Origin of the sequence: Candidatus Tisiphia endosymbiont of Thecophora atra (assembly GCF_964026395.1) — a bacterium.
GTDB lineage: Bacteria > Pseudomonadota > Alphaproteobacteria > Rickettsiales > Rickettsiaceae > Tisiphia.
In genome coordinates this window covers 571,753-585,588 of sequence record NZ_OZ032145.1, presented here as the reverse complement: position 1 = coordinate 585,588, position 13,836 = coordinate 571,753, and the positions used below count along the sequence as shown (strand labels likewise).

General features: G+C 33.5%; 9 protein-coding genes. 5 read left to right on the top strand and 4 right to left on the bottom strand.

Translation table 11 applies throughout. The annotated features are described in order from the left end of the window. Window positions 1–218 precede the first annotated feature (218 nt). From rnpA to AAGD45_RS02870, 3 genes are all read right to left on the bottom strand, one after another. The gene (rnpA, locus tag AAGD45_RS02880; protein WP_341748130.1) at window positions 219–629 is read right to left on the bottom strand and encodes a ribonuclease P protein component; all 411 of its coding nucleotides are present in this window, start codon (window positions 627–629) and stop codon (window positions 219–221) included. A 3-nt stretch (window positions 630–632) separates the two neighbouring features. Further along, entirely contained in the window at window positions 633–767 is a 135-nt protein-coding gene (rpmH, locus tag AAGD45_RS02875; protein WP_341761917.1) for a 50S ribosomal protein L34, read from the bottom strand. A 93-nt stretch (window positions 768–860) separates the two neighbouring features. Further along, window positions 861–2,819 carry a lytic transglycosylase domain-containing protein gene (locus tag AAGD45_RS02870; protein WP_341761916.1) on the bottom strand — a complete coding sequence of 653 codons (1,959 nt, stop codon included), beginning with the start codon at window positions 2,817–2,819 and terminating at the stop codon, window positions 861–863. 38 nt (window positions 2,820–2,857) lie between these two features. On the opposite strand from AAGD45_RS02870, the gene fabD reads away from it, so the two are divergent. The 3 genes from fabD to AAGD45_RS02855 all read left to right on the top strand — a co-directional run bounded on the left by fabD (window position 2,858) and on the right by AAGD45_RS02855 (window position 7,068). Next, window positions 2,858–3,787, top strand: a complete 930-nt coding sequence (gene fabD, locus AAGD45_RS02865; protein WP_341761915.1) for an ACP S-malonyltransferase — start codon at window positions 2,858–2,860, stop codon at window positions 3,785–3,787. A gap of 71 nt (window positions 3,788–3,858) precedes the next feature. Continuing rightward, entirely contained in the window at window positions 3,859–5,685 is a 1,827-nt protein-coding gene (locus tag AAGD45_RS02860; RefSeq protein ID WP_341761914.1) for a ribonucleoside-diphosphate reductase subunit alpha, read from the top strand. 393 nt (window positions 5,686–6,078) lie between these two features. Further along, entirely contained in the window at window positions 6,079–7,068 is a 990-nt protein-coding gene (locus AAGD45_RS02855) for a ribonucleotide-diphosphate reductase subunit beta (protein ID WP_341761913.1), read from the top strand. Here AAGD45_RS02855 and AAGD45_RS02850 read toward each other — a convergent pair. Beyond that, window positions 7,065–7,844, bottom strand: coding sequence for a hypothetical protein (locus AAGD45_RS02850; protein WP_341761912.1), 780 nt, complete (start codon window positions 7,842–7,844; stop codon window positions 7,065–7,067). The genes AAGD45_RS02855 and AAGD45_RS02850 overlap by 4 nt on opposite strands. Window positions 7,845–8,037: 193 nt before the next feature. On the opposite strand from AAGD45_RS02850, the gene odhB reads away from it, so the two are divergent. Continuing rightward, window positions 8,038–9,237: a 2-oxoglutarate dehydrogenase complex dihydrolipoyllysine-residue succinyltransferase gene (odhB, locus tag AAGD45_RS02845; RefSeq protein WP_341762194.1), complete on the top strand. Its 1,200-nt coding sequence runs from the start codon at window positions 8,038–8,040 to the stop codon at window positions 9,235–9,237. Window positions 9,238–9,258: 21 nt separating this feature from the next. After that, the gene (locus AAGD45_RS02840) at window positions 9,259–13,695 is read left to right on the top strand and encodes a pentapeptide repeat-containing protein (RefSeq protein ID WP_341761911.1); all 4,437 of its coding nucleotides are present in this window, start codon (window positions 9,259–9,261) and stop codon (window positions 13,693–13,695) included. The last annotated feature ends 141 nt before the right edge of the window (window positions 13,696–13,836 follow it).

Genomic DNA, 13,836 nt, shown 5'->3' with positions numbered 1-13,836 from the left:
TGAACCTAAATTCCACTAGCCTAGTATCAGTATTATGCAATCTAAATTATTTTCAACTTAACTTACGCGAATTAGGGATAAGAATTAACTAATTCTTATCCCTAATTGGGGCAACTTGATGGTGGTTGAATAAGGGCTAGATTCCGCATCAAGGCTAGGATGATATTTTTATACGAATGATAACTTTTGATTGCAGGAGGTAATTTATGCAGTAAGGATTACACCTGTGAAACTATCTTGTATAGTTCACTTAATAAAGTTGCAAATTCAATTTGCTCAAAACCTTTCCTAGGGATGACTATCATTGCCCAACTATTTTGTTTGAATTTTGATTCCTTGCTTAGCAGTCTAACTAAATGCCTAATGCGTCTTTTGATTTTATTACGAATAACAGCGTTTCCTAACTTTTTTCCGACTTTCATGCCAAAAAGTAATGTATTTGACGAATTATATAAAATCTCACTAGATTTCTTACATAGGTTGTCAATATTACCTTTTACATTTAGTTTTGCAAAGAGTTTAGTAGAATTCTTTGCTATTATTGTGATAAAATAAGGACTATGGAACTTTTTTCCTAACTTATTAACTAGGTCAAATTCTTTCTGATTTTTTAGGGATGAGATAAGCACTTACTACGCTGATAATGTTTTTCTGCCTTTTGCTCGGCGTTTCCTTAAAATTTCTCTACCGCCGACAGTCGCCATTCTTGCCCTAAATCCATGTCTTCTTTTTCTTACTAAATTGCTAGGTTGAAATGTACGTTTCATAAATTCATATCCAATACGAAATAATATATTTCTTTATAGTCAGATAATGTTAAACTGTCAACTTAAATAACATTATTTAAAACTAGGGTATAGCTATATTTCTCTCTTATTATCTTTAGTCTTTAAAAGATCTTGTTTTAATTTTAAGTTATTATTTTTACTAATAATAGATCTATAAACTTGCAGATTTTCCAAAACACGTTGAGCATAATTTCTAGTTTCATAATATGGTATTAGTTCAATCCAATCAATTATTTGTCGTAAATTTTTAAAGTCACGAGGATCACCAAACAGATTAATCCATCTTGTGATTCTACAAGGACCAGCATTATAAGCTGCAATGGCTAAAAGATAATTACCATTATATAGTTGTAAGTATTCTTTAAAATGATTAGTACCTAGCATAATATTATATTTAGGGTCAGTAGTTAATTTTTTAATATGACATTTACAGCCAATAGATTTAGCAATATCACAAGTTTGTCTTTCTAAAACTTGCATTAGACCCTTAGCGTTGGCTGTACTAATTACGTATTGATTAAAAACCGATTCCTGTCTCATAATACTGTATGTTAAAGCTGGTTCTAGGGGGCTATTTTTTACTGCCTTAGTATAAGGGGTAGGGAAAGCATAATCCTTAATAAAAGTATGATATTGACAAGCAGTTTTTGCTACCTCTACTGTATGATAAGTATTGCCCCTTGTACTAATTATATCGGTAATTAATAAAATCTCAGAGGGTTTTGATGATTTTTCAATAGCCGTTTTAGCATATAACAGAGCTAAATCATGTTTACCATATTTAATTAGATATTTTATGGCTCTAATAATTTCACTATTTTCATTATTATGCTTAGTGGAGGTAGGCTTTTGTGGTAAAATAAAGTGCCGTTTGTTAAGTTCGATATTGGCCAACTGCCCGTAAAAACTATGGGAATAGTTGCTAGCCATATGATAAAATTTATTCGCTTGCTCTTTATCCCCTTTGGCTTCATAGCTTCTAGCTAGCCAATATTGCCCCCTTGATACGCTTAATGGCTTGGCTGCAACTTTCATAAATTTGTTAAAATGACTTAAAGCAATGTCCGGCTTATGCAAAAATCTAAGGGCAAGCCAGCCACTAAGCCATTCTGCTTCTCTTACATGCTCAGGGTAGACAGTAAGAGGTATGCTAATTATTTTATAACTACTGACAAAATCTTTTTGGTCAATAAATTCTCTAGCATAATAATATTGTAAACGAGCCCAACAGGCGGAATGTATTTTATCTTGCTTTACTTTCTTAAATAGAGCAATAGTTTGGCTAGTAGGAACCTGTTGTTTCTTGGAATCCAAATAGCGAAATAATAAAGCAGGGGTATAATATTTTTCTGATACTTCTTGAAACAGTTTCTCACTATCACTGGATTTATTTAATATAGCAATTTGAGCAATAAAATTTTGTTTATAGCCATTACTCACATAATGCATATATTTTTTTGCACTACACGTGTTCCCTGCCCATAAATATTCATCCATTTTTTTTACATGATCTTCTTCACACAATATATTTTTGAAATTACTCAAATAGTTGCTTTCTTCTGCTTGCGTGAAGACCCCATAAATCCAACCATTTTTTATAATCTTCGCTAATTTTTGTGGATCTTTTATTAATTTTCTACTGGCTAAAGCATAAAATTTATAGCCTAAAGCAGTAATTGGTTCATTTTCACTAAACCAGTTTACAATTAAAGCTTGGTCTGTGTCATAGTTTAAATATTGTTCTGCCATCTCTTTTAGTTTGTCGACTTGTGGCCAGTGGGGATTGTTTTGTATAAATTTTATTATCTCTTCAAAGCTATTTTTCTTATAATTCGGGTCTAAGAATCTTTGAGACATAATAATTTTGATTAAGACTTTATCTTTTGAAGACTTTGCCATCTTTTCACAATCTTGCCATGCTTTTTTGTCTAAATGTATAAAAGTTTCTTTAATACAGTCCAATGCCATTGACTCTGATATTGATAAATTTAGAATAATTAAAACTATTGACAGTATTGTTGGAATTCTCATAATCGGCAGTAGATAAATTAAATTGTTATGGTATTATTATGAATAGAGCATTTGTCTTTCCAGGTCAAGGGTCACAAATGGTTGGTATGGGGAAAGAATTCTACGATAACTTTCAGGTGGCAAAAGAAACATTTGAAATTGTTGATGATACTCTTGGAAGAAAATTAAGTCATATTGTTTTTAATGGATCAAGTGAAGATTTAACTTTGACTATCAATGCTCAACCAGCACTAATGGCAGTGTCTATGGCAATATTGAATGTCATTAAACAACAAACAAATAGAAATATTACTAACCTGTGTTTATATGTTGCAGGTCATTCTTTAGGAGAATATAGTGCATTATGTGCAGTGGAAAGTATAGATATACAAGTAACTACCCAATTGCTAGCAATACGTAGTAAGTCTATGCAAGAGGCTTATCCAGTAGGTGAAGGTTCAATGGCGGCGTGTATAGGTATTCCTCTAGAAAAGCTTGAAAAGATCGTAAAAGAGTTTACTAACCTTGATATAGCCAACGATAATATAGACGGACAAATAGTCATCAGTGGTGAAACTATAGCAGTGGAGCAGGTAATATCTATCGTAAAAGATTTGGGCTATAAAGCTATTAAATTGAATGTAAGTAGTCCTTTTCATTGTAGTTTGATGAAGCCAGCAGAAGAGCAAATGGCAAAGGCTTTAGACGAAGTAGTAATTAATAAACCGTTTGTTCCGGTGGTGCAAAATGTTACAGCCAAACCAACAACTAACCCTATAGAGATAAAACAAAACTTAATTTCCCAAATTTGCGGTAGGGTGAGGTGGCGCCAAACTTTAAACGAATTGGAAAATCTGAAAATAGAGCAAATAGTTGAAATAGGTGCAGGTAAGGTTCTGACGAACATGCTAAAGAAAACTGACCATAAATTTGATTTGATTAATGTTTCGAGTCTTGTAGAATTAGAAAAATTTTTAAAAATTGTGTGATTATGGTATTAGTGCTAAGACAAAAATCTGCTATGATCTCAATTAAATTAAAAAAATAAGATAATATAACAATGACAACGACAAATACTAAATTTTCTATAAAAATTGATCAGAAACGAGATGATTTACTTACTAATTTTGGCAAAGCAGTTCTAAAAGATAGATATTTACTAGCAGGAGAGGATTTTCAAGATTTATTTGCTAGAGTAGCTAGCTATTATGCTGATAATGCAGAGTCAGCCCAGCAATTATATGAGTACATAAGCAAGTTGTGGTTTATGCCAGCTACACCAATTCTTAGTAACGGTGGAACTGACAGAGGAATGCCTATCTCTTGTTTTTTGAATGAAACAGATGATAGTTTGGAAGGTATTGTAGATCTTTGGACGGAGAATGTTTGGTTAGCCTCACGTGGTGGTGGTATAGGAAGCTATTGGGGCAATGTTCGTTCTATTAATGAGGCAATTAAAGGCAAAGGTACTTCTTCTGGCATTATTCCATTTGTCAAGGTTGTCGATTCTATGACTTTAGCTATTTCTCAAGGATCAATTAGACGTGGCAATGCTGCTATATATTTACCAATTGATCACCCTGAAATTGAGGAATTCATAGATTTAAGACGCCATACTGGTGGTGATACTAATCGTAAAGCTTTAAATATGCATCACGGCATAGTTGTAACAGATGCATTTATGCAAGCAGTTGAGAGTGATGAAAATTTTCCATTAATCAGCCCTGCTACTAAAAAAGTTGTACGTGAAGTTAAGGCTAGAGATTTGTGGGTTAAGTTACTAACTACTAGAATAGAAACTGGAGAACCCTATATTTTATTTATTGATACTGTCAATAAATATATTCCGCAGCATCATAAAGAACTTGGGCTACAAGTAAAAACTTCTAATCTTTGTAGCGAGATTACCCTGCCAACTGGCATTGATCATTTGGGTAAGGTTAGAACCGCTGTGTGTTGTTTGTCTTCTGTAAATTTAGAATATTTTGATGATTGGCAAAATGACCCCGAGTTTATTCCTACCGTAATGCGTTTTTTAGATAATGTACTTGAAGATTTTATTACTAAAGCACCTAGTACCATGGAGCGAGCTAAATATTCAGCAATGCGTGAACGTAGTGTAGGTTTAGGTGTTATGGGTTTTCACTCATTCCTACAATCAAAGGATGTACCAATAGAGTCGGTAATGGCAAAGGTTTGGAATAATCAAATATTTGAACATATTCATAAAGAAGTTGATAAAGCTTCAGTAGTTCTATCTGATGAACGTGGTGCTTGCCTCGATGCAGCTGAAGTAGATATTAACGAACGGTTTAGTAATAAAACAGCTATTGCTCCTACGGCATCAATCTCTATTATTGCTGGCAATAGTTCGCCTGGAATTGAACCATTTGCTGCTAATAGTTTTGTCCAAAAGACTCTTACTGGATCTTTTAATGTACGTAACAAATATTTAGAACAGCTGTTAAGCACCAAAGGTTTTAATAATGAGCAGGTTTGGTCATCAATTGCAACTCATGAAGGCTCAGTTCAACATCTAACCTTTTTATCCAGCCATGAAAAAGATGTTTTTAGAACTGCTTATGAGATTGATCAAAATTGGCTTATTGATCTAGCAGCAGATAGGACACCACATATTTCACAATCTCAATCTCTAAATGTTTTCTTAGTAGGCAATGTAAGTAAGATATATTTAAATAATATCCATTTTAGAGCTTGGAAAAAAGGGGTTAAGAGTTTATATTATTGTAGATCAACCTCAATTCAAAGAGCTGATAAAGTATCACACGATGTCAAGAAAGCGGATTTTCGAGATATTGAAAGAGATAATAAGAAAAAACAAGAAAAAGAAGTTGTGTCTTATGATGAATGTTTATCCTGTCAGTAATAGACTTCCTGCATAATTCTACTTTTGCTGGTAATTTGTGCGTGATACCGGTACTCTGCTCCTCACGTACATTTGAGTACGCTGCGGGTCGAGGTTCCGTGTCTCCTACAAATCCTTGCGCAAAAGCGAATTATGCAGGAAGTCTAATGAATATACGCGAATTCGGGATAAGGATTTGTCAATTCTTATCCCAAATTCGGTGAAATTATAGATTGCTTCGTCGATCTACGATCTCCTCGCAATGACGTTTTATAGACGTATATGTCTATTAGCGAGCGAACGTATGTGAGCGTGGCAATCCATGAAGCTTTTGTCATATAGATTGCTTCGTCGACTTTACGGTCTCCTAGCAATGACGTTTTATTAGTAGTATACTTAAAAAGGAAATATAATATGTCTTTACTTAATGCCAGTCCAATCTACAAACCATTTTCTTATCCATGGGCTTATGAAGCGTGGCATATTCAACAACGAATTCATTGGTTACCAGAGGAAGTGCCGCTAGCTGATGATCTAAAAGACTGGAAATATAATTTAAGTCCTGGAGAAAAACATTTATTAACTCAAATATTTCGTTTCTTTACTCAAGCTGATATTGAAGTAAATAATTGTTATATGAAACATTATTCTAGGGTATTTAAGCCAACGGAAGTACTGATGATGTTATCAGCATTTTCTAATATGGAAACAATTCATATTGCTGCTTATTCTCATCTGCTTGATACCGTAGGTATGCCAGAAACTGAATATTCAGCATTTCTTAAATATAAAGAAATGAAAGATAAATATGACTATATGCAGCGTTTCGGTGTAGAAACGAAAGAAGATATCGCCACGACTTTAGCAGTATTTGGGGCATTTACTGAAGGATTGCAACTATTTGCTTCATTTGCCATTTTACTTAATTTTCCTCGTTTCAATAAAATGAAAGGTATGGGGCAAATTATTAGTTGGTCAGTAAGGGATGAGACGTTACATACTGATTCTATCATTATGTTATTTAAAACTTTTATTAGAGAAAATCCTGAAGTATGGACTGAGGAAGTTCGTAGCCGTCTTTATGAGGCGTGTGCGACTATTGTGCATTTTGAAGATGCCTTTATTGAACTAGCATTTGAAGTTGGTGGTATTGAGGGGTTAACAGCTAGAGACGTAATGAAATATATTCGTTATATTGCCGATCGCAGATTAATGCAACTTGGACTTAAAGAGATTTATTTAATTGATACTAATCCGTTGCCTTGGCTTGATGAAATCTTAAACGGTGCTGAACATACTAATTTCTTTGAAGGAAGGGTGACTGAATATACCAAAGCTGCAACTACTGGATCGTGGGAAGATGTATTTGCTGAGATGGATAGTGGGAGTGGTACGACTTCTTAATGTGTTCTTGCTGTATTATTAGGTTTTCCACTAATGCGTGATACTGATACGTGGTTTACCATATTTGGGGGTTTTGGTGTTGGGGCTTTAGCTTTAGGTAAAATCTTTTCCTCCATGGGTGGTTTGTTAATTGTCGTGTCAAAATCACTAAATAAGTTTGTCTGCGTTTGAGGATTTATTTTATTTTTAGCAGGATCACCAGTAATAACGTTTTTTATATAAGACAGGATGAATCGACCGCAATTTATATTATCAGCTATTTTTTGGTGACCTAGATATGATGATTTAAAGGTAACTCTATCTTTTCCAAATGTTTCTTCTAGTGAATCTCTAATTGGCTTTAGTGGGTAGAAACGGCTAAGCCATCCTTTGGAATCATGATGATGAGATGTTATATTGCCAGCATTATCTTTATTAAGTTCTAAATATGTGAAGTGTTTCCTTGTCAGAAGTCCAAAAAAATATTTGTTAGACTGACAAATAGGAATTGTTGCTTTCTTCCAGTTAGGATCTTGGCTTAATACTCCAAGTGTATCCTTTAATGGGGCTGCAGTTGTTGTAAGCTGACTACCTTTTTGAGCATCATGAGATGGGACAGTGATATAATTATTGTCATTTTTAAGATAATAATTGATTTTATTCTCAGGATTACCCGGATTTTCATACGTCTCTGCTGATAGTGTATATCCTTGCTTTCTAGATAAATCTTTCAAGACATTATATACCTGAGTAGGCTTATATGCCATGTATGGCTCAATTTCTTTCCGATCTTTCATTTCATTCCCTATAATATTCTATGGATATATATTAGTGGTAAATAAAATAATAGTATATTAAAATGACTGCAAAAAAATAAATGTTTTATAGATAGATGTTTTTAACATCATTTGAGTGTTAAAACAATTTTTGTTATTAGTGCAAGATATAAATAATAGTATAATAGAATATAATTGGGAGAATAAAATAATTATGAGTATTGAAATTATAGTTCCATCTCTTGGAGAGTCTGTATCAGAAGCGGCTATTGCTAAATGGCATAAAAAACAAGGAGATGTAGTAAAAGTGGATGAGCTACTTTTAGAACTTGAGACAGAGAAAGTTACGTTAGAAGTAAATGCACTTTCCTCTGGTGTAATAAGCAAAATACTTAAGAATGAGGGCGATACAGTATATGTGGGTGAGAGCGTAGGACAAATTACCGAAGGAGCAGTTTCTAGTGTAGCTTCACCTAGTACACTAGACAAAGAGATACAACAACAACCTGCAAGTATAAACAAGATTGATGTTCCGCCCTCGGTGCAAAGATTAGTGAGCGAAAATAAACTGCAATTAGCTGACATAAAAGGTACTGGTCGAGAAGGCAGAGTGACCAAGGGAGATGTACTAGAGTTCATAAATACCCCGCCTGCAAAAGAAACAGAATTACCTGTTATAAACAATGTTATAGCCAATGTTGTACGGGCAAATGAAGGGATGGTTGAGCGTGTTAAAATGTCACGTCTTCGTAAAACTATAGCAGATCGTTTGAAACAATCACAAAATACTGCAGCTATTCTAACTACTTTTAATGAAATTGATATGTTGAAAGTTATTAATTTGCGTATGCAGTATCGTGAAGAGTTTGAGAAGAAGCATGGCGTTAAGCTGGGATTTATGTCATTTTTTGTAAAAGCTACTATTGAAGCTCTTAAAGCAGTTCCATCGGTAAACGCCGAGATAGAAGGGGATGAGATTCTGTATAAGAATTATTATGATATTGGTGTTGCAGTAGGGACAGAGCAAGGTCTAGTAGTGCCAATAGTTAGGCAGGCTGACAAATTGAGTTTTGCTAAGGTTGAGAAAGAAATTGCTGGTTTGGGTAAAAAGGCTAGAGAAGGAAAATTATCTATGTCTGATTTATCAGGTGGAACATTTACCATTTCAAATGGCGGTGTTTATGGATCACTATTATCAACTCCGATTATTAACCCTCCTCAATCCGGTATTTTAGGCCTTCACAAGACCGAAGAAAGACCAGTAGTGGTTAATGGTAAGATAGAAATACGTCCCATGATGTACATTGCTTTATCTTATGATCATCGTATTATTGATGGCAAAGAAGCAGTTACTTTTCTTGTAAAAATAAAGGGATTGATTGAGAATCCTGAGAAATTGTTATTAAATCTTTAATACAAAGAAGGAGTATAAGTTATGGTGAAAAATAAACCTATTTTCTATGATCTCGCTGTTAAGATTGAAAAATTTCGTCCTACTAGCGAGGATATAAAGGATTATATCACAGCTCAGCATGCAGTTTTGGCAGATGATCCCAAGGGAGGTTTAAGCCTTAACCAGTATTTAAAGGAAAAATATTTTTCAGATAGTAATGTAGTAGTAGCAGCAGATTTATCCGATAGGACTTTTAGTAGGTCTAGTAATGTAACAGACCTAAGCGGAGGAGATTTTACTGGTTGTATATTTAAAAATACTACTTTTACAGGATGTAATTTAGCTGATGCGGTGTTTTGTGATGTTGATTTTGACAATGCTTATTTCGAAGATACTGTCTTAAGAAGCATAGATTTCAGAGGGGCTGACCTTGCTAATTGTAGGTTTTCTGATAGCTATAAAGGATACTCTCAAATAGGGAAAGAACGTGATATTGAGGGGATAAAATTCAGTACTACTTCTTCTTTAGGCAGAAAATATGCTGACATAAAAAGTGACTTAGTTCGCAAAAAAGAGCAGCAAGATCTTATAAGTAGTAAACAAAAAGAATTAGAGGAGGCGGAGAAGAAGTTAAGCTTGAAAGCTCAGGCTTGGCGTATTGGAGGTTATAAAACCGGGAATTCAGAATATGATAGGCTGGAAGAAGAGCTGAAGCTAATGGTTGAGCAAAAAATATTTCCTAGAGAAGATAATTCAATGCATGAAACTTTTCAAAATATTTTTGGCAGTAGCAGTTGTACTTTTGATCCAGCTTATGTACGAGGATCAACTAAAGAACAGCGAAATCAAGAAACGCAATATGTACCCTTAGCTCGGAAAGATATAGAGCAATATTTGCAGATAAGAAAGAGTAATGAAAATTTAAGCTTAAATGATTTTGCTAAATCTAAATTAGAGAAATCACAGATAAGATCAGGAGCAAGAATTATTGCAGATTGTTCTAGTAGAGTTGATACTTCTACTAATAATGAATGGTATGATAGAGTTGATTTATCCAGTTTAGATTTCTCAGGAGCAGATTTACGGGGTGCTGTGTTTGCGGGGTCCGTTTTGTCCGGGTGTAAATTTGATGGCACTAATATTAGTGAAGCGAATTTCGAGAGTGCAGAACTTGATGGAGCTAATTTTTTAGGGTCTAAAGCAGATAACGCGAATTTTTTTAATAGTAATTTAAGTCAGGCAGTCGTTGATAATAGTCAGTTCACACATGCTTTTATGGTTCGTTCTAATGGTCAAGAGGTTGTGATAAATAACTCCAACTTTGATTATGCGAATATAAAAAATGGTAAATGGGATCACGCAAAATTGACTGATTCAACATTTAATCAGGCAGATTTGCAAGGTATTTCTTTAATTTCAGCAGATTTACGAAGAGTACAAATGCAGCATGCAATATTAGATAAAGCTATTTTAACAGAGTGTCAAGTTATAGAGAGTGATTTATCTAATGCTTTGATGGAAAAGGCTGAAGCACATAAAGCAAAATTTAAAGATACTATATTGCAGAACATAGAAGCAAAAGGATTAGATTTGTCGGATGCTGAGTTAAGTGGTTTGACTAAGCTGGATGGAGCGAATTTAGAAGCAGCTATTCTAAGAAGGATTAATGCTGAAGGAGTGAATTTTATTAAGGCCAATCTAAATATGGTGGAAGCACAAAAGGCAAATTTCAAAAATGCAATTTTAGAAGGAGTAGAGGTCAAATTTGCTAACTTAACAGAGGCAGTTTTGGAAGGAGCGAAGGCTAAAGGAATTAATGCAAGTTATAGTATACTAAAAAAAGTTCATGCACAAAAGGCTGATTTCTCGAATAGTATAATGAGGAGTATTGATGCTCAGGAAGGTAATTTTACCGAAGTAATATTCATGAATGGTGATCTTACAAAATCAAAATTGCAGCAAGCAATATTGGAAAAAGTACAAGCAGAAAAGGTTAAGTTAGAAGGGGTTAATTTACGTGCGGCAAAGTTAGCTGAGGCTAATTTGTCTAAAGCTACGGTTGATATTGATACTGATATTGTGGACGTAAATTTGATTGGTTTAAAAGGCACATTCATTCAGAATGGTCAAGAAATTATCCCGCAGAAGCTTCAAGAAGAGCAAAAACAATTGGAGCAAGTAAAAAAAGCGGAGCAATTAGAATTAACATCAGAGAATTTACCTCACATCGCTGTAGGTTTATTAAAAGAGACAGGAACATTTCTTTTGGATATCGTTAGTATAGTACCTTCAGCTATTAGGAATCCTCTAGATACAAAGAAGCTATTATATGATAAGCTATATGCTGATTACTTAAAATTTCAAGAAGTGAGTGAAAAATTATTAAGTGATAAGTTGCTAATCGAAGAAAGGCAAAAATTACAAAAAGAACAAGTAGAGCATGCATCTAATCTAATCAAGGGAGCTGGTGTAGTAGCTGATATATATATTCCTGCTCTGAATGAAGCACGATCTGATTTATTGAAAGATCAGATTGCTCAGCATGTTTTGTTGCCAGTTTTAAGAGCTGTGTTAAATCCCGCTCCAATGATTTCACCTACAGAAGCTAGTAGAGTTAATCCTGATATATTTGATGGAGTAGATAAAAATTTTATTAGAAGGATAGTGCCGTTGGTGCTAAAATTAGGAGGTGGCTTATTAGAAGGAGAATCAAATAAAAAAGTACAAGAAATTTATAAAAATCTAATAATTTCTAACGAGAATTCAGGACATGATATCATTAAGAATGCTTCGGGAATCTTCATTAGCCCTAAAGTAGTAGAAGTAGTCAAGAAAGATTTAGTTGAGTTTTTACGTGATCCAGCTAATCAAAAAGAAATTACCAAAATTGCTGAGAATATTCTGGACGATAAATTTACTAGATTTGTGTCAAAAGAATTTTTTAGGGATACTGTATCACTGGTAAATAATGCAAGTAGCACGATATTAGAGCATACTCCTGAAATGGTTATGATTTATGAGTTTTATATGAAACATCAAGATTTGGGCTTAGAATTATTGACTGATAAAAATTTATCTCCGACTCGAAAAGAAGAAATAATAGGAACGCAAAAAGCCATGATATTGTCTATTTTAGATAGTACTAGTAAGGTTGTTCAAGATTTAGCTCCTGCCTTAAAATCGACTCTACCACAATATTTTGCTGATAATAAAAAGAATATTTTAGAATTTTTGGATAAAACAGAAGTGCAGCAAAATATAAGATATCTTGGTCTGAATCCTAAATTTGTACGTGATGCAACAGCAGCAACTATTCCATTTATTGTTGATGTTTTACCGATAATAGCAGAACTTACTGAAAGTTGTTTAGCAGACAAAGAGGGGGTAGAGCGAATCATTGAGCAAACTAAAGATGTTATGAACGTACCTGAATCCAAACAAGCAGAAAAAGTTGGTAAATTAGTAAACTCTCTTATTAAGTTTAATAAAGATAATCCTAAGGTTAAAGAAGTTTTACAAGAAAAAATACCTGAGCTTTTAATAAAACATGCTAAAGACCTTGGTCCTGTGGTTGAGAAATTTTTAAATGAAACCGAGATGGGTAAAAAACTAAAACTAAAAGGTGAAGCAGTTGTTAAAGCACTAGGGGATCATGCTAAGGAAGTAGGAACAATAACGGCTTCATATAAGAAGGGAGAATATAGTGCAATGGTTCGTCCATTGATTAATTTGTTATCTGATACAAAAGTTCTAAGTTTAGTTGTAGGAGCTACTGTTAACCTTTGGAAGTATAATTTTCAAAAACATTTTGTGTCTAATTCAACACGTGAAAAAGTAATTGGTGAAAAAATAAACCAAATTATTGAAGATGTCTTGCCAAATCCTCTTGTGATAGCTAAGTCAGACAAGAAAATAGATTTATCTTCCATCTTTCAGGAGCAGGCTGAGAAATATAGTCGAAATAATTCATCTGAGTATTCACCGATACTTGATTATTCCTTAAGGAATAAAGATTTAAGAGGATTATCTTTTGAAAAAGTAGATATGAAATTAGATAATTTTGAAATTAAAGGATTTAATTTTAATGAAGTGACATTAGGAAAATGTTCTCTGAAAAATGCTGAATTGAAAGAATGCTCTTTTAAGAGAGTTACTTTTAAAGAACATATAGACTTTGAAGGAGCTATCATTGATGGTAATACTTTAACTACACTTCTTCCGGAAATTAAAAAATATAATAAAAAACATCCGGAAAAAACAATGAATTTAGATAATATAAGAGTTGTTGGGAATATAAGCGAAGAAGTTAAATCAAATCCTTTGCTAAAAAATGTAGATTTGAGTAAAGCTACTATAAAAAAAATAGAAGTTGTTCCACCAGTGCCTAAAGTAAGTCAAACAATATCGCCAAATGAACATAGAGAAAGATATGATAGAAATGCTAACAAAGAAAGACAAACAAATCTGTTAATCAGATAAAATAATGTTTGACATTGTTCTGAATAATCGGTATAAAACTTCACACAGGGCAAAAATCCTGTAGCTGTTTGAAAAGTTGATAAAACTGAAAACTAAATACACACTGCGATAATAAAAATTTATGATCGTGAGTGGATACTG

Coding starts and splice junctions, on each gene's coding strand:
- rpmH (WP_341761917.1), bottom strand. CDS start 767: ATGAAACGTACATTTCAACCTAGCAATTTAGTAAGAAAAAGAAGACAT.
- AAGD45_RS02870 (WP_341761916.1), bottom strand. CDS start 2,819: ATGAGAATTCCAACAATACTGTCAATAGTTTTAATTATTCTAAATTTA.
- fabD (WP_341761915.1), top strand. CDS start 2,858: ATGAATAGAGCATTTGTCTTTCCAGGTCAAGGGTCACAAATGGTTGGT.
- AAGD45_RS02860 (WP_341761914.1), top strand. CDS start 3,859: ATGACAACGACAAATACTAAATTTTCTATAAAAATTGATCAGAAACGA.
- AAGD45_RS02855 (WP_341761913.1), top strand. CDS start 6,079: ATGTCTTTACTTAATGCCAGTCCAATCTACAAACCATTTTCTTATCCA.
- AAGD45_RS02850 (WP_341761912.1), bottom strand. CDS start 7,844: ATGAAAGATCGGAAAGAAATTGAGCCATACATGGCATATAAGCCTACT.
- odhB (WP_341762194.1), top strand. CDS start 8,038: ATGAGTATTGAAATTATAGTTCCATCTCTTGGAGAGTCTGTATCAGAA.
- AAGD45_RS02840 (WP_341761911.1), top strand. CDS start 9,259: ATGGTGAAAAATAAACCTATTTTCTATGATCTCGCTGTTAAGATTGAA.